We start from the raw sequence: 25,188 nt of genomic DNA on the forward strand, positions 1-25,188 counted from the left end.
CATTTAAATAGGCATGTTAGGCAATGAGGAAGCAGGAGACCAAGTGTCTGAGCAGGAGCTCGAGGTAACCGAGACTGAGCTGGATGAGTCCGCGGACATCACGGCAGCCCCCACCGCAGAAGCCGGTGAAGAGTCCGAGGTTGAGTCCGCTGCGCCCGAATCCGCCGACGCCGATTTCGACGATGCTGACGCATCAGAGGAAGACGACACCGACGCTTCAGAAGTGGACGACGCTGAGGCTGACTCCGAAGAGGCAGATGCCCTCGCCGCAGCAGCCGCCAAGGCCGACGTCGACCCTGCCGAGGAATTCAAGGCCAAGCTGCGCCGCCAGGAGGGTGACTGGTACGTCATCCACTCCTACGCCGGTTACGAAAACCGCGTCAAGGCCAACCTTGAGACCCGCATCCAGACCCTGGACATGGAAGATTACATCTTCGAAATCCAGGTGCCGATGGAAGAGGTCGTTGAGATCAAGAACGCCCAGCGCAAGATCATCAACCGCGTCCGCATCCCCGGCTACGTGCTGGTCCGGATGGACCTGACGGATGCCTCCTGGGGCGCCGTCCGCCACACCCCCGGCGTCACCGGCTTTGTGGGCAACGCCCACAACCCCGTGCCGCTGCGTCTTGATGAAGTGTTCTCCATGCTCGCCCCGGTCTTCGAAGAAGAGCAGGCCGAAAAGGGCAAGCCGGTCAACAAGCAGAACCAGGCCCCAGTGGACGTCGACTTCGAAGTCGGCGAATCCGTCATCGTCAAGGAAGGTCCGTTCGAGACCCTCCCCGCCACGATCTCCGAGATCAAGGTCGAATCCCAGACCCTGGTGGTGCTGGTTTCCATCTTCGAGCGCGAAACGCCGGTCACCCTGGCGTTCAACCAGGTCACCAAGATCTGACAACCAAGAATTCGTCCCGGCGCTGCCGGCTTAGCAGCACCGGAACGGCCGGCCGCCTTGCCATGGCGGTCAAAAACCTGAGGCACGCTCCTGTGTCCCAGGACGTTATTGAGAGAAGGACCCTACATTGGCTCCCAAGAAGAAGGTCACCGGCCTCATCAAGCTGCAGATCCAGGCAGGTGCCGCTAACCCGGCTCCGCCGATCGGTCCTGCGCTTGGCCAGCACGGTGTCAACATCATGGAATTCTGCAAGGCGTACAACGCTGCCACAGAAGCCCAGCGCGGAAACGTCATCCCCGTGGAAATCACGGTTTACGAGGACCGTTCATTCACGTTCATCACCAAGACCCCGCCGGCTGCAGAGCTCATCAAGAAGGCTGCAGGCGTTGCCAAGGGTTCACCCACGCCGCACACCGTCAAGGTTGCCAAGCTGACCCAGGCACAGGTCAACGAGATTGCTTCCACCAAGATGGAAGACCTCAACGCCACCAGCCTCGAAGGCGCAGCGAAGATCATCGCCGGCACCGCCCGCTCCATGGGTATCACCGTCGAGGGTTAATCCCTTCCGCTGCCAGACGTCGGATTCTGAAAATGGATAACGACGGCGGGCGGCAACGCCGGGCAACCGGCACCATTGCCGGACAAACGGCACAAACCGAAATGTTGGGAACCGGGCACGGATAACGAGCCCGCTCACCGACTGTGGCAGGGCCCAGCGCGGTCCGCAGACCACAACTGCACAAGGAGAAATAAGCAGCATGGCAAAGCGCAGCAAAGCATATGAGGCAGCAGCCGCCAAGATCGACGCGGAGAAGTTCTACGCACCGTTCGAGGCAGTAACGCTCGCCAAGGACACCAACCCGTCCAAGTTCGACGCCACCGTTGAGGTCGCATTCCGTCTGGGCGTCGACCCCCGCAAGGCCGACCAGATGGTCCGTGGCACCGTCAACCTGCCGCACGGCACCGGTAAAGTTTCCCGCGTGCTGGTTTTCGCAACGGGCGACAAGGCTGAGGCAGCAATCGCTGCCGGCGCCGACTTCGTTGGTTCCGATGACCTGATTGAAAAGATCCAGGGCGGCTGGACCGACTTTGACGCAGCCGTTGCGACCCCTGACCTCATGGGCAAGGTTGGCCGCCTCGGTAAAGTCCTGGGTCCGCGTAACCTGATGCCGAACCCGAAGACCGGCACCGTCACGGCAGACGTCGCCAAGGCTGTCAACGACATCAAGGGCGGCAAGATCGACTTCCGCGTCGACAAGCACTCGAACCTGCACTTCATCATCGGCAAGGTCTCGTTCGACGCCATCAAGCTGGCTGAGAACTATGCAGCAGCACTGGAAGAGGTGCTTCGCCTGAAGCCGTCCGCTTCCAAGGGCCGCTACATCCAGAAGGCCACCGTGGCTACCACGTTTGGTCCTGGCATCTCGGTTGACCCCAACGTCACCAAGGTTCTGACCGAGGTCTAATCCTTTCAGTTCCAGCTGCCGGATCCTTCCGGCTCACAAGGACCGTCCGGCATTCCGCCGGGCGGTCCTTTGCCGTTCCACACGATCGACGAAGTCCTCAGCATCGCTAGGCCGGGAAGGAATTAGGCTGGGGGAATGGAGACGGGGGACTTGAGCGAACTGGTGATTACCGCCGTCGCCGTCCCCCCGCTACCCCACGATGGAAGATCCCACGACGGAACGTCCGACGGCGGGTGGGGAGCCAATGCCGCGGGCACAGGGAGTTTCAGCGACTTCCGTCAAAGCCACGCCTTGCGCGAGGCGCATGAGCTGGAGAAATGGGGCAACCTGGACCGCTGCACGACAGAGCCGGAGAGCGTCGAATATTGGCGGGGCAGCGAGTACGAGGAGCGCGCGCTCTTCCTGGCACGGCTGGGCCAGGAAACGGTGGGCACGTGCTCCGTGACCCTGCCGCTGCGGGAGAACACTGGCACGGCAGGCATCGATGTCCTGGTAGCGCCCGGGTACCGCAGGCGGGGCTGGGGGCGCCGCTTGCTTGAGCATGCTGAGGCGGTTGCGCGCGACCGAGGCCGGACCTCCCTCGATGCCTACTTCGAGCTCCCGGCTGAGCTTGTGGAGCGCGCCGGGCCCCTGCTGCCGGCGAAATCCGGGGCAGGCGGACTTCCCGAAGAGGATCCGTCCGTTGCCTTTGCCGCCGGAGCAGGTTATGAACTCGAGCAGGTCGAGAGATCAAGCCGGCTGGCCCTGCCCGTACCCTCCGGGCACCTGTCCGCTTTGGAGGCCGAGGCCGCGCCGCAGGCGAGAGACTACCTTCCCGTTGGCTGGGCCGACAGCTGCCCCGCGGAGTTCGTGGACGGGTACGCCGTGTTGAAGCGCCGGATGAGCACCGACGTTCCGGTGGCCGGGATGGACTGGGAAGCCGAGGACTGGGACGTAGGCAGGGTCCGCCACGAGGAGGAGACGCTGATGCGCAGCGGCGTACAGACTGTCGTGGCTGCGGCGATGCAGCGGAGCACCGGGGAGCTCGTGGCCTACACGGTCCTGAACTGGCGCCCGGGTGTGCCGGAAGCCATCATCCAGCAGGACACCCTGGTATCGGCGCAGCACCGGGGACGCCGTCTGGGGACCCTGGTCAAGGTGGCGAATCTCCGTGCAGCACAGCGGCGCTGGCCCGGCGCGCGGTCGGTGCTTACATGGAACGCGAGTGAAAACCAGCATATGCTGGCGATAAATATTTCGCTTGGATTCAGGCCTGATGGCTATGAAGGTGAGTGGCAGAAACGGCTGGGATGATGCCCCTTATGGCAAGAAACGTACAGATCGAGCAGCTTTGGATCCCGGACTCCCTTGAGGCGCCGGACGCCAAAGACTTCCTCGCCGCCGTCGAAGTGGGACGCAAGGTCCGGATGCAGACCTGGGGTAGCGATGACCTGGCCTACGCGCCGCTGGAGAAACTCCTCGAGCTGGCGGACCCGTATGAACGCCAGATCATCCTCGTGGCCAAAGTTGACGGTGAGATCGTGGGAACCGTTGACATCGCCCTTCCGCTCACGGACAACCTGGACCTCGCGGAATTCACCCTGGACATCCTGCCCGAGTTCCAGCGGCAGGGTGTGGGCCGGAAGTTGCTCATTGCCGCCGAACACATGGCCCGCGGCGAGGGCCGCACCATGATCCTGGTGGACACCAACCATCCGGGGGCTTCACTGCATGAGTTCGAGAAGGCCCAGCTGGTGCCCGGCTCGGGCCAGGGATTTGTGCCGCTCGCCAGCCGGGAAGTGGAATTTGCCCGTAAGACCGGGTATACCTTGCAGCACATTGAACAGTTCAGCTCGTGCGTCCTGCCGCTGGATTCCAAACTTGTGGCCGATCTCCAGGCCGAGGCAGATGAAGCCAACAACGGCCGTTACCGCCTGCACCATTGGACGGACCGCTGCCCGGACCTGTGGCTGGAAGCGGTGGCGACGCTGGAGAACCAGGCGGGCGCCGACGTCGACCCCTCTCTTGAAACTCCCGTCGAGCAGGACATGGTGTTCGACGGCGGCATCCTCCGGGAAGCGGAAGAGGTCACCATTGCGCAGGGCCGGCGGACGGTGGTTACGGCGGTTGAGCACCTGGCCAGCGGCGCGCTGGTGGGCCTGACCACGATCAGTGTCCTGGCGCACCGCGCCGATGTTGTCTTCCAGGATGACACGCTGGTGCTGCAGGAGCACCGCGGAAACAAGCTGGGCCTGCTCATCAAGGTGGCCAACATGGAACGCCTCACTGAGCAGTTTCCGGATGCACGGGTCATCTACACCTGGAACGCCCCGGAGAACAGGTACCTCCTGACAGTCAACCAGCAACTGGGCTTCACCACCGCGGGAGTAACAGGCATCTGGCAGAAGGAACTTCCCCACCTGGGATCGAGCAGCAGCTGAGCCACGAATTGGCGGATTTGGTAGAGGACCGGGGCGTCCCGTAAGCTTGAACTACCAAAGACCGTCGGTTGTTGGAAATCCACTCTCCTGAACACAGCTCAACTCTGCAGTTGTGCGCGGGAGGGCAAGTGGCTTTCTGGACGAAGGACCCTGAACGTAGGGCGGCCGGCGCAGGTGAACGAAGCAAAGCTCCGCGGAAATAACCGCGTTGAGCCAAGCCCCGTGCATCTGCGCGGGGCGTTTTTAGTTTTAGCTCACCTGAGCGGGGACCCGGAATACCGGCACTATCCCCGGAAGGAGGGTTATGGCAACGCCTACCAAGGTTTCAGCAGTAGCTGAGATCACTAACGATTTCAAGGAATCGAACGCCGCTGTCCTGACCGAATACCGCGGGCTCACCGTTGCACAGCTCAAGCAGCTGCGTGTTTCTCTCGGCCAGGACACCAAGTTCTCGGTCGTCAAGAACACCCTGACCGCCATTGCAGCCAAGGAAGCCGGTGTCGAAGCATTCGACGGCGACCTTTCCGGCCCCACTGCAATCGCGTTCATCAAGGGTGACGCAGTTGCAGCTGCCAAGAGCCTGACGGATTTTGCCAAGGCCCACAAGCAGCTGGTCATCAAGACCGGTTACTTCGAAGGCAAGGCATTGAACGCCAGCGAAGTTGCCGCACTGGCAGCGCTCGAGTCCCGCGAGCTGCAGCTCGCACGCGTTGCAGGTGTCCTCAAGGCTCCTGCTGCCGCCGCTGCACGCATCATTGACGCCCTGCGCCTCAAGCTTGAAGAAGAGGGCGGCGCTCCGGCAGAAGCTGAAGCTCCCGCCGCTGACGAAGCCCCCGCCGCCGAAGCAGAAGCTCCCGCAGCGGATGCAGCAGCAGAGGCAGCAGCTCCGGCTGAAGCCGACGCGGCTGCTGCCGAAGAGAACTGATTCTCTTTACCCACCAGACTCCGGTGTGACAGCGCGGCCCTGCGCCGCCGAACACCACTATAGGAAGGACGCCAACCATGGCGAAGCTCACCAACGAAGAGCTCATTGAAGCTTTCAAGGAACTGACCATCATCGAGCTCTCCGAGTTCGTCAAGCTCTTCGAAGAGACCTTCGAAGTTACCGCAGCCGCTGTTGCTGTTGCCGGCCCCGCCGGTGGCGCTGCTGCAGAAGAAGCTGAAGAGAAGACCGAATTCGACGTCGTTCTCGAAGCTGCTGGCGACAAGAAGATCGCAGTGATCAAGGAAGTTCGCGCCATCACTTCCCTGGGCCTGAAGGAAGCCAAGGACCTGGTTGACAGCGCTCCCAAGGCTGTTCTCGAAGGTGTTACCAAGGAAGCTGCCGAGAAGGCAATTGCACAGCTCGAAGAAGCCGGCGCCCGCGTTACCCTCAAGTAACTCACGCTGCTTCTCAAGAAACCCCGTCCACTCCGGTGGGCGGGGTTTCCTGCGTCTAGGCGGGCTCGCTGATGTCAGCCACCACAGCACCCAGGGCGGCGGTCAGGGCATCGGCGTCGACAAAGGCGCTGTAGCCGTGTTCCCCGGCACCCATCGAAATCCGGCGGCCGGTAATCGAGGCGTCCGCATACACCGGCCAGGCGTTCGTACTGCCCAGCGGGGTGATGGTTCCCCGTTCATAGCCCGTCGCGTCCAGTGCGACGTCGGCCGGCGGCAGTGACAGTTTGTTCACGCCCAGCAGGGACCTGAGCTTGGGCCAGGAGATCTGCCGGTCGCCCGGGATGAGGGCGAACAGGAAGCTGCCGTCCTTATGCTTGACCACCAGCGACTTGACGATGTCCGCCGGACGGATGCCCAGGATTCCGGCGGCCTCCTCCAGGCTCCTGGCGGCGAGGCGCTCCACGACCTGGACCTCCAGGCCGCGTGCCCCGGCGTCGGCGAGGAAACGCTCCCTGCCGACGCCGACCGTACCGTCCGCGGGCATCCCCGCCATCAGTCCCGGTACAGCAGGAGGGCTTCGCCCTGTCCGCCGCCTCCGCAAAGTGAAACAGCCGCCCTGCCGCTGCCGCGCCGTTTGAGTTCATGCGCGGCATGAAGGGCAAGCCTGGCGCCGGACGCGCCAATCGGATGGCCGAGTGCGATCGCTCCGCCGTGCAGGTTGCACTTTTCCAGCGGATAGTCGAGGTCCCTCAGGGACTGCACGGCAACTGAGCCGAAGGCTTCATTGATTTCGATGAAGTCCAGGTCTGCCATGCTCCAGCCGGCGCGTGAGAGGGCTTCTTTAATGGCATTCGATGGCTGCGAATGGAGGGAGTTGTCCGGGCCGGCCACCTGGCCGGGTTTCCCCACTACCGCCAGGTATTCAAGCCCGTTTTCCTCAGCGAAGGCGCGCGTGGTGAGCACCAGGGCGGCGGCGCCGTCGGACAGCGGGGAGGAGTTTCCGGCAGTGATGGTTCCGTCGCTGACGAACGCGGCACGCAGGCCGGCGAGCGTTTCCACTGACGTGTTGGGACGGACTCCTTCATCGGTGGAGACCACCACGGGGTCGCCTTTTCGCTGAACGACACTGATAGGGGCAATCTCGTCGTCGAAAACGCCGTTCTTGACGGCGAGGGCCGCGCGCTGGTGCGACTGCGCCGCCACGTTGTCCTGGGAAGTACGGTCAATGCCCAGGGTGAGGTTCTTGGTCTCAGTGGAGAGGCCCATCGACTGACCGTCGAACGCGTCGGTCAGGCCATCATGCGCGGCCACGTCCAGGGCCTGGATGGCGCCGTAGGTCCAGCCCTGCCGTGAGCCGGGCAGCAGGTGGGGTGCGCGGGTCATTGATTCCTGGCCTCCCGCCACCACCACGGTCGCGTCGCCGCTGCGGATCATGCGCGCGGCGTCGATGACGGCGGTCAGGCCGGAGAGGCACACTTTGTTGATGGTGACCGTGGGGACATTCCAGCCGATACCGGCGCCGATCGCGCTCTGCCGGGCCGGGTTCTGACCGGCGCCCGCCTGGAGCACCTGGCCCATGATGACCGCGTCGACGCGGCCGGCGTCCACCCCGCTTGCTTCCAGGGCGGCCTTGATGGCGTGAGCACCGAGTTCGACGGCGGTGAAGCTCGCCAGTTGCCCGTTAAGGCGGCCCTGCGGGGTGCGTGCTGCTCCAAGGATGACAACGTCAGTGTTGCCTGCGGAATTGCCCATTGTTATCTCTTCCGATCTGAAACGATGTAGGCCAAGGCTATCGTGAGGCTCATCACCTATCCATCCAAACGCTTGAGGGGCACCGCTAATTCCGACGCTGAGGCTGTGCCGGCACGAGCGCAGCTGACAGGGGAGCGTCACCTCAAAGCAGCAGCGGAAAAATCGGTGCTTGCAATCAGGCCGGATGTGGGGTAGACACGTAGGTTATTTTGCCGTATCGTAGATATTTGCGTCTTCCCTGTTTACCTTCAGCCTTCATATAGCGGTGGGCTTTGCCTAGCAGCTGACCATTAGCGTGCCGTCAACAACGTCACACATGTTCAGTGCGGGCCCCGGGTCATATAGCGGAACCGGATGGTAGCACTGCAGAGTCATTCTGCAGGGTGCACAGCGGGGGAGATCTGAAAACGCCTGAAGGTCTGTGGAAGGATCCCTCTTGGTCGCCTCGAGCACCTCTAATAACGAAACCGCTAACACCGCCGACAGCACTGATGGTGCCACTCGCCGGCTCTCATTCGCAAAGATTCACGAACCTCTTGACGTTCCGAATCTTCTTGCCCTGCAGACGGACAGCTTCGACTGGCTGGTCGGAAACGAACGCTGGCAGGCACGCGTAGCGAAGGCCGTCGAAGAAAACGATCTCAGCGTCGCCACCACGTCCGGTCTCTCGGACATCTTTGAAGAGATCTCCCCGATCGAGGACTTCCAGGGCACCATGTCCCTGAGCTTCTCCGATCCGGAGTTCGCTGACCCCAAGTACACCATGGCCGAGTGCAAGGACCGGGACGCAACGTACTCGGCTCCGCTGTACGTCAAGGCCGAGTTCATGAACAACAACACGGGCGAAATCAAGCAGCAGACCGTGTTCATGGGCGACTTCCCGCTGATGACCGAGAAGGGTACCTTCGTCGTCAACGGCACCGAGCGTGTTGTCGTTTCCCAGCTGGTCCGTTCACCGGGTGCGTACTTCGAGCGCACTGCGGACAAGACCAGTGACAAGGACATCTTCACCGCCAAGATCATCCCGTCCCGCGGTGCATGGTTCGAGCTTGAGATCGACAAGCGCGACCAGGTCGGCGTACGCCTTGACCGGAAGCGCAAGCAGTCCGTCACGGTGCTGCTGAAGGCCCTCGGCTGGACCGAAGGCCAGATCCTCGAAGAGTTCGGCCAGTACGACTCCATGCGCGCAACGCTGGAGAAGGACGCCACCGAAACCCGCGAAGACGCGTTGCTTGACATCTACCGGAAGCTGCGACCGGGCGAGCCGCCCACCGTCGAGGCTGCCCAGTCCCTGCTGGACAACCTGTACTTCAACTCCAAGCGCTACGATCTGGCCAAGGTCGGCCGTTACAAGATCAACCGCAAGCTTGGCATCGACCGCTCCCTTGGCGACAAGGAAGCTTCAGTCCTGCACGTTGAAGACATTGTGGCCATGATCAAGTTCCTGGTTGCACTGCACGCGGGCGAGAAGACCCTAACGGGCAAGCGTGACGGCCAGGACCACGAGCTGCGCGTCGAGATCGATGACATCGACCACTTCGGCAACCGCCGCATCCGCGCCGTCGGCGAGCTCATCGAGAACCAGGTCCGCACCGGCCTGTCCCGTATGGAGCGCGTTGTCCGCGAGCGTATGACCACCCAGGACGTTGAAGCGATCACGCCTCAGACCCTGATCAACATCCGCCCCGTGGTTGCAGCCATCAAGGAGTTCTTCGGAACGTCCCAGCTGTCGCAGTTCATGGACCAGAACAATCCGCTCTCGGGTCTGACCCACAAGCGCCGTCTGTCCGCGCTTGGCCCGGGTGGTCTGTCCCGTGACCGTGCAGGCATGGAAGTCCGAGACGTTCACCCGTCCCACTACGGACGTATGTGTCCGATTGAAACCCCTGAAGGCCCGAACATCGGTCTGATCGGTTCGCTGGCATCGTACGGCCGCATCAACCCGTTCGGTTTCATCGAGACGCCTTACCGTCTCGTGTCCGAAGGCGTTGTATCGGATGAGGTCCAGTACCTCACTGCCGACGACGAAGCAGAGGTCCTGATCGCACAGGCCAACGCTCCGCTGGACGAGAACAAGAAGTTCGCCGAAGAGACCGTCCTGGTTCGTGCCCGCGGTGGTGGAGGCGAGCCGGTTCTGGTTCCCGCCGCCGACGTCGAGTTCATGGACGTTTCCCCGCGCCAGATGGTGTCCGTGGCTACCGCCCTGATCCCGTTCCTCGAGCATGACGACGCTAACCGCGCACTCATGGGTGCCAACATGCAGCGCCAGGCCGTGCCGCTGGTCCGCTCCGAGGCTCCTTTCGTGGGAACCGGCATGGAGCGCGCCGCTGCAGTCGACGCCGGTGACGTTGTCATCGCCAAGAAGCCAGGTGTGGTCACCGAGGTCTCCGCCGAGCTCGTCATCATGCTCAACGACGACGGCACGGAAACCAACTACCGCATCAACAAGTTCGCCCGCTCCAACCAGGGCAACTGCTACAACCACCGTGTCCTGGTGAACGAAGGCCAGCGCCTGGAAGTCGGCGGCATCATCGCCGACGGCCCGGCAACGGACCAGGGCGAGCTCGCCCTGGGTAAGAACCTCCTCGTGGCATTCATGTCCTGGGAAGGCCACAACTTCGAGGACGCCATCATCCTCTCGCAGCGCATCGTTGCCGAGGATGTCCTTTCCTCCATCCACATCGAGGAGCACGAGATTGATGCCCGCGACACCAAGCTTGGTGCCGAGGAAATCACCCGTGACATCCCCAACGTGTCCGAGGAAGTCCTTGCCGGCCTGGACGAGCGCGGCATCATCCACATCGGTGCCGAGGTTGAAGCCGGCGACATCCTGGTCGGAAAGGTCACCCCGAAGGGTGAAACCGAACTGACCCCGGAGGAGCGCCTGCTGCGCGCCATCTTCGGTGAGAAGTCCCGCGAAGTGCGCGATACCTCGCTGAAGGTTCCGCACGGCGAGTCCGGCACCGTTATCGGTGTCCGGGTCTTCGACCGCGACAACGACGACGAACTGCCCCCGGGCGTGAACCAGCTGGTCCGCGTCTACGTGGCCGCCAAGCGCAAGATCACCGACGGCGACAAGCTCGCCGGCCGCCACGGCAACAAGGGTGTTATCTCCAAGATCCTGCCGATCGAGGACATGCCCTTCCTTGCCGACGGCACCCCCGTTGATATTGTCCTGAACCCGCTGGGTGTTCCGGGCCGTATGAACGTCGGCCAGGTGCTGGAAACGCACCTCGGCTGGGTTGCCAAGACCGGTTGGAAGATCGAAGGCGAGCCCGAGTGGGTCAAGCAGCTGCCGAACCTGCCGCGCGAGAGTGGCCAGACCACTGTTGCAACGCCGGTGTTCGACGGCGCCCGTGAAGAAGAAATCACTGGGCTGCTGGACTCCACCAACGTGACCCGCGACGGTGACCGCCTGATTAACTCCTCAGGCAAGACCCGCCTGTTCGACGGCCGCTCCGGCGAGCCGTTCCCGGATCCGATCTCGGTCGGCTACATGTACATCCTGAAGCTCCACCACCTGGTGGACGACAAGATCCACGCCCGCTCCACCGGCCCGTACTCCATGATCACGCAGCAGCCGCTGGGTGGTAAGGCACAGTTCGGTGGCCAGCGCTTCGGTGAGATGGAAGTGTGGGCGCTCGAAGCTTACGGCGCCGCTTACACGCTCCAGGAACTCCTCACGATCAAGTCGGATGATATCCACGGTCGTGTGAAGGTCTACGAAGCAATCGTCAAGGGCGAGAACATCCCCGAGCCGGGCGTTCCTGAGTCCTTCAAGGTCTTGATCAAGGAAATGCAGTCGCTGTGCCTGAACGTGGAAGTGCTTTCCACGGACGGAACCACAATTGAAATGCGTGACTCTGATGACGCAGTCTTCACGGCTGCGGAAGAACTGGGCATCGATCTGTCTCGTGCAGAGCCCAGTTCCGTAGAAGAGGTTTAGCAGAGCGTTCGGGAAAGGCAGACGGCGCCGCCGCACTGCCTTTCCTGAACCTCTCCCTCTTCCCGTAACCCAAGACTTCAGAATTTAGAGAACAAGAGAGAACAGGGACCATATGTCCAGCGAATCCTCCTTCGGCCTCATGCAGATCGGCCTCGCCACCGCGGAAGACATCCGTGGCTGGTCGTACGGCGAGGTTAAGAAGCCGGAAACCATCAACTACCGCACGCTCAAGCCCGAGAAGGACGGCCTCTTCTGCGAGAAGATCTTCGGCCCTTCCCGTGACTGGGAATGCTACTGCGGCAAGTACAAGCGTGTGCGCTTCAAGGGCATCATCTGCGAGCGGTGTGGCGTTGAGGTCACCCGTGCAAAGGTCCGCCGTGAGCGCATGGGCCACATCGAGCTGGCCGCCCCGGTCACTCACATCTGGTACTTCAAGGGTGTTCCTTCCCGTCTGGGCTACCTCCTTGACCTGGCACCGAAGGACCTCGAAAAGGTCATCTACTTCGCTGCCTACATGATCACCAGCGTCGACGCCGACAGCCGCCACGAGGAACTGCCCAACCTGCAGGTTGAGCACGACATCGAGAAGAAGCAGCTGATCGACAACCGCGACTCCGACATCGCCACGATCGCACGCGACCTCGAAAACGAGATCGCGCGCCTCGAGGGTGAAGGTGCCAAAGCTGCCGACAAGAAGAAGGCCCGCGACTCCGCCGACCGCCAGATGGCCAACGTGCGCAAGCGCGCCGACGCCGAGATCGAGCGCCTCGAGCAGGTCTGGGACCGTTTCAAGAACCTCAAGGTCGCTGACCTCGAAGGCGACGAAGGACTCTACCGCGAGCTGCGTGACCGCTACGGCATGTACTTCGAAGGCTCCATGGGTGCCGAGGCCATCAAGAAGCGTCTTGAGAGCTTCGACATGCAGGCCGAGTCGGACCTGCTGCGCGACATCATCGCCAACGGCAAGGGCCAGCGGAAGACCCGTGCCCTGAAGCGCCTGAAGGTGGTCAACGCGTTCCTGACCACCAACAACAGCCCGCTCGGCATGGTGCTGGACGCTGTCCCGGTGATCCCGCCGGAACTGCGCCCGATGGTCCAGCTGGACGGTGGCCGCTTCGCGACCTCCGACCTCAACGACCTCTACCGCCGCGTGATCAACCGCAACAACCGCCTCAAGCGCCTGCTTGACCTCGGTGCTCCGGAGATCATCGTCAACAACGAGAAGCGCATGCTTCAGGAAGCTGTTGACAGCCTCTTCGACAACGGCCGCCGCGGCCGTCCGGTCACCGGGCCTGGCAACCGTCCGCTGAAGTCCCTGAGCGACATGCTCAAGGGCAAGCAGGGCCGTTTCCGCCAGAACCTCCTTGGCAAGCGTGTTGACTACTCCGGCCGTTCGGTCATCGTCGTCGGCCCGCAGCTGAAGCTGCACCAGTGCGGCCTGCCCAAGCAGATGGCGCTGGAGCTCTTCAAGCCGTTCGTGATGAAGCGCCTGGTTGACCTCAACCACGCGCAGAACATCAAGTCGGCCAAGCGTATGGTCGAGCGTTACCGTCCGCAGGTCTGGGACGTGCTCGAGGAAATCATCACCGAACACCCGGTGCTGCTGAACCGTGCACCTACCCTGCACCGCCTCGGCATCCAGGCGTTCGAACCGCAGCTTGTTGAAGGTAAGGCAATCCAGCTTCACCCGCTGGTTTGTGGCGCATTCAACGCCGACTTCGACGGCGACCAGATGGCAGTGCACCTGCCGCTGAGCCCCGAAGCCCAGGCTGAGGCACGCATCCTGATGCTCTCCTCGAACAACATCCTGAAGCCGTCCGATGGCCGCCCGGTGACCCTGCCTTCGCAGGATATGATCATCGGCCTCTACCACCTGACCACCAAGCGTGTTGGTTCAGCTGGCGAAGGCCGCGTGTTCGGTTCAGTTGCGGAAGCCATCATGGCCTACGACCTGCACGAACTGCACCTGAACTCCAAGGTCAAGATCCGGCTTGAGGGCTTTGTCCCTTACCCGGGTTGGGAAGCTCCGGAGGACTGGGAGCAGGGTCAGCCTGCCCTCGTTGAAACCTCCCTGGGCCAGGTCCTCTTCAATGAGACCCTGCCTGAGGACTACCCCTGGGTTGAGGACGTTGCCGACAAGGGCGAACTGTCCCGGATCGTCAACGACCTCGCCGAGCGTTACCCGAAGGTTGTTACAGCGGCAACGCTGGACAACCTGAAGGATGCCGGTTTCTACTGGGCCACCCGCTCGGGTGTGACCGTTGCCATCTCGGACATCGAGGTACCCAAGGACAAGCCGGCCATCCTCGCCGGTTACGAGACCATGGCTGCCAAGATCCAGGGCCAGTACGACAAGGGCCTGATCGACGACGACGAGCGTCGCCAGGAACTGATCGAGATCTGGAACAAGGCAACCAACGAGATCGCCCAGGCAATGCGCGACAGCCTGTCTCCGATGAACACCATCAACCGCATGGTGTCCTCCGGTGCACGTGGTAACTGGATGCAGGTTCGTCAGATCGCGGGTATCCGTGGCCTGGTGGCCAACCCTAAGGGTGAAATCATCCCCCGTCCCATCAAGTCCTCCTACCGTGAGGGCCTGTCGGTGCTGGAATACTTCATCGCAACGCACGGTGCCCGTAAGGGTCTGGCTGACACCGCACTGCGTACCGCCAACTCGGGTTACCTGACCCGTCGTCTGGTGGACGTGTCGCAGGACGTCATCGTCCGCGAAGAGGACTGCGGCACCGAGCGCGGATTGGTGACGGCCATCGCCGTCGCCGACGCCAACGGTGAGCTTGTCCTGGACGAGAACGTCGAGAACAGCGCCTACGCCCGTACGCTCGCCGTTGATGTTCTGGACTCCAAGGGCAATGTCCTTGCAGCCGGCGGCACCGACTGCGGCGACGTCGTGATCGCTGAACTGTTCGCAGCCGGCGTCACCGAGGTCAAGGTCCGCTCCGTACTCACCTGTGAGTCCAGCGTCGGCACCTGCGCCCTGTGCTACGGCCGTTCACTGGCAACAGGTAAGACGGTGGACATCGGTGAGGCAGTGGGCATCATCGCCGCACAGTCCATCGGTGAGCCGGGTACCCAGCTGACCATGCGTACGTTCCACACGGGTGGTGCTGTGTCCGCCAGCGGTGGCGACGACATCACCCAGGGTCTGCCCCGTATCCAGGAGCTCTTCGAAGCCCGTACTCCGAAGGGTGTCGCACCGATTGCAGAAGCAGCCGGCCGCATCACCATCGAAGAGTCCGAGCGCCAGATGCGCCTGGTTATCACCCCGGATGACGGATCTGAAGAGATCGCCTACCCGGTACTGCGCCGTTCACGCCTCCTCATTGAGGATGGCGAGCACGTCACGGTTGGCCAGAAGCTCATCAACGGTCCGGTGGATCCCAAGCAGGTTCTGCGCATCATGGGCCCCCGTGCCGCGCAGAAGTTCCTGGTGGACGAGGTCCAGGGCGTGTACCGCAGCCAGGGCATCGGTATCCACGACAAGCACGTCGAGGTTATCGTCCGCCAGATGCTGCGCCGCGTCACGGTCATCGAGTCCGGCGAATCGGACCTGCTGCCCGGCGAGCTCGCCGAGCGCAGCCGCTTCGAGGATGCCAACCGCCGCGTCGTGTCCGAGGGCAAGACTCCGGCTTCCGGACGTCCTGAGCTCATGGGCATCACCAAGGCGTCCCTGGCCACCGAGTCCTGGCTGTCGGCAGCTTCCTTCCAGGAGACCACCCGCGTCCTGACGCAGGCGGCCATGGAAGGCAAGAGCGATCCGCTGCTCGGCCTCAAGGAGAACGTCATCATCGGTAAGCTGATCCCGGCCGGCACGGGCCTCCCGCGCTACACCGAGGTCACCGTGGAGCCCACTGAAGAAGCGAAGGCCAATCTGTTCACCGGCCCAAGCGCATTCAGTGACTTCTCGTACGACACACTGGGCGGCGACGGAGCTCCTGAGTTCCACGCCATCCCGCTGGATGACTACGACCTGGGCAACGACTTCCGCTAGCGGGCCGGGCGGTTCCCTACGTGTCGCGTTCCGCGCCACGTAGGGAACCCTGCCGCCCAGCCCTTACAAGCAACGCGGGGTCACTTACGGCCCAATCCGCACCTCGGATTGGGCCAGTAGTGACCCCGCGTTGCTGTTTAAGCACGGGTCATTGGGGGAGCAGGACGCCGATTAAGGCCTCGCGGCAGTCCATGTTAGACTTGAACCCAATTGTTATTGTGGCAGTGGATGAGTGCGCCCGTTCCAGCTGAAAGGCTGAACCAGAGCGACGTTTCCGGTTTGCAGGGTTCTTGTGCAACGTATGCCACATTTTTGCATGCCTAGGGAACTTTGAAGACGCGAGTCAGGTCAACCCCCGGCGTATGCGATCCGACTATTAAGGCTTCGCCTCAGCTGCTCTGGAGATTTTCTTCAAAGCCCGGGCGGCGGGGCAACGCAACAGGAGAGTGGCCGGAAGCGGCCACTCCGGATAAAACGGAGAACACGAGAGTGCCTACGATTAACCAGCTGGTCCGCAAGGGCCGCACGCCTAAGGTCAAGAAGACCAAGGCTCCCGCACTTAACGGCAGCCCCATGCGCCGCGGCGTCTGCACCCGCGTTTACACCACCACCCCGAAGAAGCCGAACTCGGCTCTCCGCAAGGTGGCGCGTGTGCGCCTCAACGGTGGCGTCGAAGTCACCGCTTACATCCCCGGTGTAGGCCACAACCTGCAGGAGCACTCCATTGTGCTCGTTCGCGGTGGTCGTGTTAAGGACCTTCCGGGTGTCCGTTACAAGATCGTCCGTGGCGCCCTCGATACCCAGGGTGTGAAGAACCGTAAGCAGGCCCGCAGCCGCTACGGCGCAAAGATGGAGAAGAAGTAATATGCCTCGCAAGGGTCCGGCCCCCAAGCGGCCGCTCGTACTAGATCCCGTTTACGGCTCCCCGCTGGTCACGCAGCTGATCAACAAGGTGCTGGTTGACGGCAAGAAGTCCACCGCAGAGCGCATCGTCTACGGTGCCCTCGAAGGCGCCCGCGCCAAGTCCGGCGGCGACCCCGTTGCGGCCCTCAAGAAGGCCATGGAGAACGTCAAGCCTTCCCTCGAGGTCCGCTCCCGCCGCGTCGGTGGCGCAACCTACCAGGTTCCGGTTGAGGTCAAGCCGGGCCGCTCCACCGCACTCGCACTGCGCTGGCTGGTCGGCTACTCCAAGGCCCGCCGTGAAAAGACGATGACCGAGCGCCTCCAGAACGAGATCCTGGATGCCTCCAACGGTCTCGGAGCCGCCGTGAAGCGCCGCGAAGACACCCACAAGATGGCCGAGTCCAACAAGGCCTTCGCACACTACCGCTGGTAATACTTCCCGGACGCCGCCGGCTCGAATGAGCCGGCGGCGAACGTGCAGTCCATCCGAAAGGGAGACACCGTGGCACAGGACGTGCTTACCGACCTTAGTAAGGTCCGCAATATCGGCATCATGGCCCACATCGATGCCGGCAAAACCACCACCACCGAGCGCATTCTGTTCTACACAGGTGTGAACCACAAGATTGGCGAAACGCACGACGGCGCTTCGACCACCGACTGGATGGAACAGGAAAAGGAACGCGGCATCACCATCACGTCTGCCGCCGTGACCTGCTTCTGGGAAAACAACCAGATCAACATCATCGACACCCCCGGCCACGTTGACTTCACCGTTGAGGTTGAGCGCTCCCTGCGCGTCCTCGACGGCGCTGTCGCTGTTTTCGATGGCAAGGAAGGCGTGGAGCCGCAGTCCGAGACTGTCTGGCGCCAGGCTGACAAGTACAACGTCCCGCGCATCTGCTTCGTCAACAAAATGGACAAGCTTGGCGCTGACTTCTACTTCACCGTCGACACCATCATCGGCCGCCTCGGTGCCAAGCCGCTCGTCATGCAGCTGCCGATCGGCGCCGAGAACGACTTCGTCGGCGTCGTCGACCTCCTGTACATGCGTGCACTGGTCTGGCCCGGCGACTCCAAGGGTGACGTCACCATGGGTGCCAAGTACGAGATCCAGGAGATCCCGGCTGACCTCAAGGAAAAGGCCGAGGAGTACCGCGCAGCGCTCGTCGAGACTGTTGCCGAGGCCTCCGAAGAACTCATGGAGAAGTACCTCGAAGGCGAAGAGATCTCCGTCGACGAGCTCAAGGCCGGCATCCGCAAGATGACGATCAACTCCGAGCTGTACCCGGTGTTCTGTGGCTCCGCCTTCAAGAACCGTGGCGTCCAGCCGATGCTTGACGCCGTCGTCGACTACCTGCCGAACCCGCTCGACGTCCCGCCGATGATCGGTCACGATCCCCGGGACGAAGAGAAGGAGCTTACCCGCAAGCCTTCCTCGGAAGAGCCGTTCTCGGCCCTCGCGTTCAAGATTGCGACCCACCCGTTCTTCGGTCAGCTCACCTTCATCCGCGTGTACTCCGGTCACGTTGAAGCTGGCTCCCAGGTGGTCAACTCCACCAAGGGCAAGAAGGAGCGCATCGGCAAGCTCTTCCAGATGCACGCCAACAAGGAAATGCCCGTTGACGGCGCTACCGCCGGCCACATCTACGCAGCCATCGGCCTGAAGGACACCACCACGGGTGACACCCTGTGTGACTCCGCTAACCAGATCGTGCTTGAGTCCATGAGCTTCCCCGAGCCCGTGATCTCGGTTGCCATCGAGCCGAACACCAAGGGTGACCAGGAGAAGCTCTCCACGGCCATCCAGAAGCTCTCCGCTGAGGACCCCACCTTCCAGGTGTCCCTCAACGAAGACACCGGCCAGACCATCATCGCCGGCATGGGCGAGCTCCACCTGGACATCCTGGTGGACCGCATGCGCCGCGAATTCAAGGTCGAGGCTAATGTCGGCAAGCCGCAGGTTGCTTACCGCGAAACCATCAAGCGTGCTGTGGACCGTCATGACTACACGCACAAGAAGCAGACCGGTGGTTCGGGTCAGTTCGCAAAGATCCAGATCGCCATTGCGCCGTTGGACACGTCCGACGGCGAGATGTACGAGTTCGAGAACAAGGTCACTGGTGGCCGTATCCCGCGCGAATACATTCCGTCTGTTGATGCAGGTATCCAGGATGCACTGAACGACGGCGTCCTGGCCGGTTACCCGGTTGTCGGTATCAAGGCCACGCTGATTGACGGCGCGTACCACGATGTTGACTCCTCGGAAATGGCGTTCAAGATCGCCGGCCGTATGGCTTTCAAGGAAGCCGCACGCAAGGCGAATCCCATCCTGCTCGAGCCGCTGATGGATGTCGAGGTCCGCACCCCTGAGGAATACATGGGTGAAGTTATCGGTGACCTCAACTCCCGTCGTGGCCAGATGCAGTCCATGGAAGATGCCCAGGGCGTCAAGGTTATCCGCGCACACGTCCCGCTGTCCGGCATGTTCGGCTACATTGGCGACCTGCGTTCAAAGACCCAGGGCCGCGCTGTGTACTCCATGACGTTCCACAGCTACGCCGAGGTCCCGAAGGCATTTGCCGACGAGATCATCCAGAAGAACCGCGGCGAATAGTCCTTCGGACTTTCACGGCGAACAAACTCGGGTGCGCTTCCGGCCGACGGAAGCATGCCTGGTGCAGGTGGCCGGGTCCCGGTCCAGATGCAGTCCGGTCAGTCCGGGCCCCGGCCATCCGCACGAACAGGCTCGAGGGACTAGTATTAGTTCCCGAATCTGCAATTTCACCAATCCAAAGCCCCCCAAGTAGACTTGCCTGAGTTTCAGCCGCGACAAGCGCGGCCGGAAGGTAAGTCATTTGAAAACGTTCTAGGAGGAACCTGTGGCAAAGGCAAAGTTCGAGCGGACTAAGCCGCACGTCAACATCGGCACCATTGGTCACGTTGACCACGGTAAGACGACGCTGACGGCCGCCATTTCCAAGGTGCTGTACGACAAGTACCCGACTCTCAACGAGCAGCGCGACTTCGCGTCTATTGACTCTGCTCCCGAAGAGCGTCAGCGCGGCATTACCATCAACATCTCCCACGTTGAGTACCAGACCGAAAAGCGCCACTACGCACACGTAGACGCTCCCGGTCACGCTGACTACATCAAGAACATGATCACCGGTGCTGCCCAGATGGACGGTGCAATCCTCGTGGTTGCCGCCACTGACGGCCCGATGGCTCAGACCCGCGAGCACGTCCTGCTCGCCCGCCAGGTTGGCGTTCCCTACCTGCTGGTTGCTCTGAACAAGTCGGACATGGTTGACGACGAAGAGCTCCTGGACCTCGTTGAAATGGAAGTTCGTGAGCTGCTCAGCGCACAGGGCTTCGATGGCGACGACGCTCCGGTAGTTCGCGTTTCCGGCCTGAAGGCACTCGAAGGCGACCCGGTTTGGGTCAAGTCCGTCGAGGACCTGATGGAAGCCGTTGACAACTCGGTTCCGGACCCCGTACGTGACCGTGACAAGCCGTTCCTGATGCCGATCGAAGACGTCTTCACGATCACCGGCCGTGGCACCGTTGTAACGGGCCGCGCCGAGCGTGGAACCCTCGCCATCAACTCCGAGGTCGAGATCGTCGGCATCCGCCCGGTCCAGAAGACCACGGTTACCGGTATCGAGATGTTCCACAAGCAGCTCGACGAAGCATGGGCAGGCGAGAACTGTGGCCTCCTGCTGCGCGGTCTCAAGCGCGATGACGTAGAGCGTGGCCAGGTTGTCGTCAAGCCGGGTTCCATCACCCCGCACACCGACTTCGAGGCCAACGTCTACATCCTCTCCAAGGACGAAGGCGGACGTCACAACCCGTTCTACTCCAACTACCGCCCGCAGTTCTACTTCCGCACCACGGACGTAACCGGCGTTATCACCCTGCCGGAAGGCACGGAAATGGTTATGCCTGGCGACAACACTGAGATGACCGTTGCGCTCATCCAGCCCATCGCCATGGAAGAGGGCCTCGGCTTCGCTATCCGCGAAGGCGGCCGCACCGTTGGTTCAGGACGCGTCACCAAGATCATCAAGTAGTCACTTGCTGATCTGCGTCTAAAGCTCCAAACGATTTGGCCGTTTGACGGCCGGACGTGAGGTTTCAACAGCCCCGCTGCTAGTGCAGCGGGGCTGTTCTTTGCTAGAATTAATCCATTCACTGGATTAATTCTGGATGTTCCCGCTGTGCGAAAGAGGCTGCATCATGACGGACCAATCGTACGAGGCAGGCTACCGCGCCGGTCACCTGCAGGGCTGGCTTGATGCCATGGCTCGATTCGGAACAGAGCGGCCCGTTGTTCCAGGCAACGCGGAAGCCGCAAATGGCGGACACACAGGCGGTTCAGCGCATGTACCTTCGGCCTTTCCGGCTCCGGACGCCGCCTCGCCCTTCCGCACACCGGCCAGTCCCCGGGTGCCGGTCCCGCAGATGACTCAGGGCACGACGACGTCGCCCTCCCCGATGCCGCCGTCGCCCGGCCTTTCGAGGCAAGCTGCCGTCGTCAACCAGTATCCAGTGGAGACGCCGGCGGAGCGCCAGGCGCGAAAGGAGAAGCGGGACCGCGAGAACATCAACATCACGCTGTACGTTGCGAGCCTGCTCCTGGTGGCGGCGGGGGCGCTGTTCATCGGTACCAACCTTCCGCCGGTGTTCCGTTTCGCCGCGGTCTGCGCCGTTACGGCCATGTTCTACGGGGCAGGGTTTGTCCTCCATGCCAGAGTCCCCAGGCTCCGGCCGGCGGCTGTTGCGTTTGCAGGCACGGGATTGGCCCTGGTTCCAGTAACCGGCCTTGCCCTCTACAACTTCGCGCTCCATGACGGCCCTGCAGCATGGCTCATCACGTCGCTGGTCGGGACTGCAGCCTATATGGCCGCGGCCGCCCGCCTCGAGAGCCGGGTGCTGGTTTACCTTTCCTTCACCTTCCTTGCCTCCACAGCATGCTCCGGAGTGTCCGTCCTCGGCGGTCCTCTGGTCTGGTACTTCGCGGCGCTGATCGGCGTCGCCGTGCTGCTGACCGCATTGGCGATGAGCCGTCCGGGCTGGTTGCCGCCGGTCTACATCCGGCCGCTGATGATCTTCCACCCGTGGGTCGCACCCGCGGTCGCGATTGCCGTGACGTGCATTCCGCTGCTTCTCGACAAATCCGAGTACGCATTGATCATGGGCATGTGCGGAGCATATTTTGCCCTGACGACAGCCCTGCCGGGCCCGCTTCGGTTGCTCAACTTCTACGCCGCGAGGATCTCCCTGACTGTGGCTGCCGCCGTCGAGATCTGGCATCTGACGGGACGTGGTGTCGATGCCGTCCTGGCGGGGGCAGTCCTTCTCGCCGCACAGGCCGTGGCCACGGCACTCTCGAATGGAACGCTCAGGCGCTGGTTTCCGGAGGTCGGTCGGCAGCCTGAGGCAGGCGGCACACATGCGGACGCTGGCACCCGCTGGCGGGCGGATGCTTTGGCGACATTTGCCGCCCAACTGGTGGTGACCGCCGCTTTTGCTGCCGAGAGAGCCTGGACAGAGGATCATGGCGAGGTCCTGGCTGCATCTGCCGGCGCAGTGCCCGTGTGGGTGCCAGTTCTGCTGGCGGTGGTTGCCGGCCTGGTCCTGGCAGCGAAACTCGCGGGGGAGGCTGAATGGGCGCCGGTGGCCGCACTGACTTTGGCCGCGGCGTTGGGCGATTCCATGGGTGCCTGGCCGTTGGCCGGGATGTTGCTGCTTGGCTCCGCTTTCTGGACAGTCCGCGGGCTCCTTGCTGAGGGTAGGCTCCGGCAGCGGATGTTCCTGGCAGCACGGGTTGCGTCTACAGTGGCTGTTCCGGTGACGGTCGCGGCCGTCGTTGGCGACGGCGCCGGGCAGACGGCCGCTGCGCTTTTCGGGCTGCTTGTGGCCCTGGTGTCCCAGCAGCTGCTGACGGCGGTGTTGCAGCGCTCGGGCGTCAGGATGATCGCTGCGCAGGCCAGCCTGGGAGGCTTTGCCGCAGCCTCAGTGGCCTCTCTCATCAGCTTGCCATTCCTGGATTCCACTCCCGGCCATGGTTTGACAGGACTTGCGGTCCTTATCCAGCTGGTGGCCGCGCTTGCCGTCGGCTGGCTGCAGGCGCCTCGCCCTGGCTCAGGCCGGGACTGGCACGCCACGGTGTGGGAAGGGCTACCGCTGGGGGTCGCGGCGGTGGCTGTGCCGGTCGCTTTCGGGGCGGTTTCACAAAGTTCCGGGAACATGGCGCTGCTGTTGGTTGCGGGCTACCTGTTTGCCAAGTCCGCGAGCTTGAAGCTGAGCCCGCACCGGTGGGCTTACTGGTGGCTCGGCCGGGGAACAGTCACCCTGTTGGCAGTCACAGCTTTTGACCAGTTACAGCAGGACGCCGGACCTACAGTTTTCGCCGGCGAGGTCCTTCTCGGGGCCACTGTGCTGGTCACGGTGTTGGCGTTACAGCTTGTTTTCCCCTTGGCTGCCGCCGCCCGAGTGCGGGCTCCGAAGGGGATCCTGGCGGACGCGGGGATTGTGCTGCTGCTGCAGCTGGCGTCCTGCGCAGTCCTGGCGCCGCTGGAGGCCGCCGAGTGGCAGGGGACGTATACAGCTGTGGCTGTGGCGGTAGGCGCGGCGGCCTCGGGATATGTGCTTCGCGCTGAGGCAGGATCAGTGTGGATCGCACCGGTGGCCTTCGGCGCCCTCCTGGCCTTTAGCGGCGGGGACCTTGCCGAGGTGGAACTGCTGATCGGGGTCTTCGCCGTCTTTTGTGCGGTGATGGTCGTAGCGCAGCCGCACGCGGCGGGCAAGGGCTGGTACTTTGTTGCGGCCCGCATGCTGACGGCAAGCCTTGCCGTGGTGCTCAGCTATGACATCACGGCCTCTCCGACAGCTGTGTCCCTAACCTTCGCGTTCGTCCTCGCTGCCCAGCACGCGGTCCGCTGGGCATTGCGCTCACGGCTCGCCGACGTCCCCTTCCAGCAGGCTGCCGTCTGGATCACGCTGGCGGGCCAGGCGCTGCTGCCCCTGGCGTACATGCTGCACACCGTTCCTGCCGGAATCCTGGGGCAGGACGACGACGGCGGCCGCTGGGTTGTTCTCCTGGAATTGCTCCTGCTGCTTGTCTCGGCACTGGCGGCCAGGAGGCTCTTTGGTGCCCGCGGCGCCTTGTACTTCGCCGTTTACGCGGCGCTGGTGGGCGTGGTTTCGCTGGGCCCGCTCGTCAGGTTCGGTGGAACGCTCCTCGCAGCTCCGGTTCTTAACCACACGGGGACCGCGACGGTGCTGCTGGTGGTGGCACTCCTGGCTGCTGTTTCCGGGGCCTTGCGGCGCGGCCGGAATGTTCCTGTAGGAGACATTGAGCATTGGCTGTGGCTGGGCACCGCTGGCTCCTTCACCCTCGCCGGGCTGCTCGTTTCGCCGTTGGCGGCGGACTGGATCCAGGGCGCAGCCGTACTGGTCCTGGCTGGCGTGTGTTTCACGGCGTCGCACGTGGAAGGGCAGACGCTCTTCTATCCGCCGGCGGCGGCCGCCGGACTGGCAGGCTCCATGGTGCTGGCGGCGGACTTCTTGCCGGACATCCCCGGATCGTGGGGCGAATTCCTGCCGTGGCTGACCGGCGCCGGGCTTGCCGCCTGCGCCCTATACTCCGCACGACTTTACCGGAGCCGGAGGTTGGAGGGGGATCCGGTGCGCCGATGGTCGCTGGCGGGAGCCGCCTTCCTGGGCTTTTGCCTTGCCGCCCTGTCCGGAATCCAGCACGATGCGACGGCCTGGGCTGCGACGGCGCTGCTGGCCGCCGCCGTCGGCATCGCCTACCTTGAGGCTCCGCGGAGGGTCAGGCGGGTGGCCGCGGAAATCGGTGCGCTGGCATTGACAGCTGCTATCCAGCGCGCCGCCATTTTTGAGCTGGACCGGCAGTTCGCCTACAACTACAGGCTGTTTGCCAGCCTGCCCGATCCTTTCTGGGTGGCCCAGTGGTACGTGCTCCTGGCGGCCGGACTTGGTGCCTCGCGCTATGCAGCGGGTCATCGTCTGGCTGGAAAGTCAATGGTGGCGGCCGGGGGAGTGCTCCTCTCGCTGAGCGGCCTCGGCGTGGTCTTTGGCGGCACGGGCGCGCAGCAGCTTTGGGTACTGGTCCTCCTGGCCCTCCTCCTGTTGGCGGGCCTGGGTCTCTCAGACCGGCTGTTTGTCTGGTGGGGAGCCGCGGGGGTGGCGGCCTGCATCCTGTGGGCGATGCGCCAGTACACCTTCGCGCTGCTGGCACTCATCGCCGTCGGACTTATTGTGGTGGCGGTGTGGCGCCTGAATCGTGGCACGGGCACGGAGAGTGCGCTTGAGCAGACCGGACCAGAGCACCCGGTGCAGGGTGGGCCGGCGGAGCAGGACCCGATCCACCGGCACTGATAATGTTG

Annotated in this window: 16 protein-coding genes; 14 read left to right on the plus strand and 2 right to left on the minus strand. The window is 63.0% G+C overall.

The features are described from left to right. Window positions 1-43 precede the first annotated feature (43 nt). The 7 genes from nusG to rplL all read left to right on the plus strand — a co-directional run bounded on the left by nusG (window position 44) and on the right by rplL (window position 6,158). Complete coding sequence (nusG, locus tag QFZ40_RS04515) at window positions 44-892, plus strand: transcription termination/antitermination protein NusG (RefSeq protein WP_306903107.1); 849 nt, start codon at window positions 44-46, stop codon at window positions 890-892. Between the two features lie 127 nt (window positions 893-1,019). After that, entirely contained in the window at window positions 1,020-1,451 is a 432-nt protein-coding gene (rplK, locus tag QFZ40_RS04520; protein ID WP_190987336.1) for a 50S ribosomal protein L11, read from the plus strand. A gap of 199 nt (window positions 1,452-1,650) precedes the next feature. Further along, the gene (gene rplA / locus QFZ40_RS04525; RefSeq protein ID WP_306903109.1) at window positions 1,651-2,358 is read left to right on the plus strand and encodes a 50S ribosomal protein L1; all 708 of its coding nucleotides are present in this window, start codon (window positions 1,651-1,653) and stop codon (window positions 2,356-2,358) included. Between the two features lie 135 nt (window positions 2,359-2,493). Next, window positions 2,494-3,651 (plus strand): GNAT family N-acetyltransferase, encoded by a 1,158-nt coding sequence (locus QFZ40_RS04530; protein WP_306903110.1) that lies wholly within the window; start codon window positions 2,494-2,496, stop codon window positions 3,649-3,651. Between the two features lie 8 nt (window positions 3,652-3,659). Next, window positions 3,660-4,778: a GNAT family N-acetyltransferase gene (locus tag QFZ40_RS04535; protein WP_306903111.1), complete on the plus strand. Its 1,119-nt coding sequence runs from the start codon at window positions 3,660-3,662 to the stop codon at window positions 4,776-4,778. 304 nt (window positions 4,779-5,082) lie between these two features. Continuing rightward, window positions 5,083-5,703 carry a 50S ribosomal protein L10 gene (gene rplJ, locus QFZ40_RS04540; protein WP_306903113.1) on the plus strand — a complete coding sequence of 207 codons (621 nt, stop codon included), beginning with the start codon at window positions 5,083-5,085 and terminating at the stop codon, window positions 5,701-5,703. 77 nt (window positions 5,704-5,780) lie between these two features. Then, window positions 5,781-6,158: a 50S ribosomal protein L7/L12 gene (gene rplL, locus QFZ40_RS04545; RefSeq protein ID WP_306903115.1), complete on the plus strand. Its 378-nt coding sequence runs from the start codon at window positions 5,781-5,783 to the stop codon at window positions 6,156-6,158. Window positions 6,159-6,213: 55 nt separating this feature from the next. Here rplL and QFZ40_RS04550 read toward each other — a convergent pair whose 3' ends face one another. Further along, window positions 6,214-6,711, minus strand: a complete 498-nt coding sequence (locus QFZ40_RS04550; protein WP_306903117.1) for an aminoacyl-tRNA deacylase — start codon at window positions 6,709-6,711, stop codon at window positions 6,214-6,216. Further along, window positions 6,711-7,910: an acetyl-CoA C-acetyltransferase gene (locus QFZ40_RS04555; RefSeq protein WP_306903118.1), complete on the minus strand. Its 1,200-nt coding sequence runs from the start codon at window positions 7,908-7,910 to the stop codon at window positions 6,711-6,713. Before QFZ40_RS04555 ends, QFZ40_RS04550 begins: the two co-directional genes overlap by 1 nt. A 436-nt stretch (window positions 7,911-8,346) precedes the next feature. Between QFZ40_RS04555 and rpoB the strand changes: the two genes are divergently transcribed. From rpoB to QFZ40_RS04590, 7 genes are all read left to right on the plus strand, one after another. Then, a complete protein-coding gene (gene rpoB / locus QFZ40_RS04560; RefSeq protein ID WP_306903119.1) occupies window positions 8,347-11,856 on the plus strand; it encodes a DNA-directed RNA polymerase subunit beta in 3,510 nt (1,169 codons plus the stop codon). 112 nt (window positions 11,857-11,968) lie between these two features. Continuing rightward, on the plus strand, window positions 11,969-15,868 hold the full coding sequence (locus QFZ40_RS04565) for a DNA-directed RNA polymerase subunit beta' (protein ID WP_306903120.1): 3,900 nt from the start codon (window positions 11,969-11,971) through the stop codon (window positions 15,866-15,868). A 489-nt stretch (window positions 15,869-16,357) separates the two neighbouring features. After that, a complete protein-coding gene (rpsL, locus tag QFZ40_RS04570; RefSeq protein ID WP_011692814.1) occupies window positions 16,358-16,732 on the plus strand; it encodes a 30S ribosomal protein S12 in 375 nt (124 codons plus the stop codon). 1 nt (window position 16,733) lies between these two features. Then, entirely contained in the window at window positions 16,734-17,204 is a 471-nt protein-coding gene (rpsG, locus tag QFZ40_RS04575; protein ID WP_011692813.1) for a 30S ribosomal protein S7, read from the plus strand. 69 nt (window positions 17,205-17,273) lie between these two features. Next, the gene (gene fusA, locus QFZ40_RS04580; RefSeq protein WP_306903121.1) at window positions 17,274-19,388 is read left to right on the plus strand and encodes an elongation factor G; all 2,115 of its coding nucleotides are present in this window, start codon (window positions 17,274-17,276) and stop codon (window positions 19,386-19,388) included. A 265-nt stretch (window positions 19,389-19,653) separates the two neighbouring features. Further along, window positions 19,654-20,844, plus strand: a complete 1,191-nt coding sequence (gene tuf / locus QFZ40_RS04585) for an elongation factor Tu (RefSeq protein WP_267275877.1) — start codon at window positions 19,654-19,656, stop codon at window positions 20,842-20,844. 166 nt (window positions 20,845-21,010) lie between these two features. Next, complete coding sequence (locus QFZ40_RS04590; RefSeq protein WP_306903122.1) at window positions 21,011-25,180, plus strand: hypothetical protein; 4,170 nt, start codon at window positions 21,011-21,013, stop codon at window positions 25,178-25,180. Window positions 25,181-25,188: the final 8 nt, after the last annotated feature.

The sequence above is a fragment of the Arthrobacter pascens genome, from assembly GCF_030816475.1.
In the GTDB taxonomy this organism is placed as follows: domain Bacteria; phylum Actinomycetota; class Actinomycetes; order Actinomycetales; family Micrococcaceae; genus Arthrobacter; species Arthrobacter pascens_B.

Bases quoted from the DNA above. Each gene is read 5' to 3' on its own strand.
- rplJ (WP_306903113.1), top strand. From the start codon at position 5,083: ATGGCAACGCCTACCAAGGTTTCAGCAGTAGCTGAGATCACTAACGAT.
- rplA (WP_306903109.1), top strand. From the start codon at position 1,651: ATGGCAAAGCGCAGCAAAGCATATGAGGCAGCAGCCGCCAAGATCGAC.
- QFZ40_RS04535 (WP_306903111.1), top strand. From the start codon at position 3,660: ATGGCAAGAAACGTACAGATCGAGCAGCTTTGGATCCCGGACTCCCTT.
- QFZ40_RS04565 (WP_306903120.1), top strand. From the start codon at position 11,969: ATGTCCAGCGAATCCTCCTTCGGCCTCATGCAGATCGGCCTCGCCACC.
- QFZ40_RS04590 (WP_306903122.1), top strand. From the start codon at position 21,011: ATGACGGACCAATCGTACGAGGCAGGCTACCGCGCCGGTCACCTGCAG.
- QFZ40_RS04530 (WP_306903110.1), top strand. From the start codon at position 2,494: ATGGAGACGGGGGACTTGAGCGAACTGGTGATTACCGCCGTCGCCGTC.
- rplL (WP_306903115.1), top strand. From the start codon at position 5,781: ATGGCGAAGCTCACCAACGAAGAGCTCATTGAAGCTTTCAAGGAACTG.
- rpsG (WP_011692813.1), top strand. From the start codon at position 16,734: ATGCCTCGCAAGGGTCCGGCCCCCAAGCGGCCGCTCGTACTAGATCCC.
- QFZ40_RS04555 (WP_306903118.1), bottom strand. From the start codon at position 7,910: ATGGGCAATTCCGCAGGCAACACTGACGTTGTCATCCTTGGAGCAGCA.
- QFZ40_RS04550 (WP_306903117.1), bottom strand. From the start codon at position 6,711: ATGGCGGGGATGCCCGCGGACGGTACGGTCGGCGTCGGCAGGGAGCGT.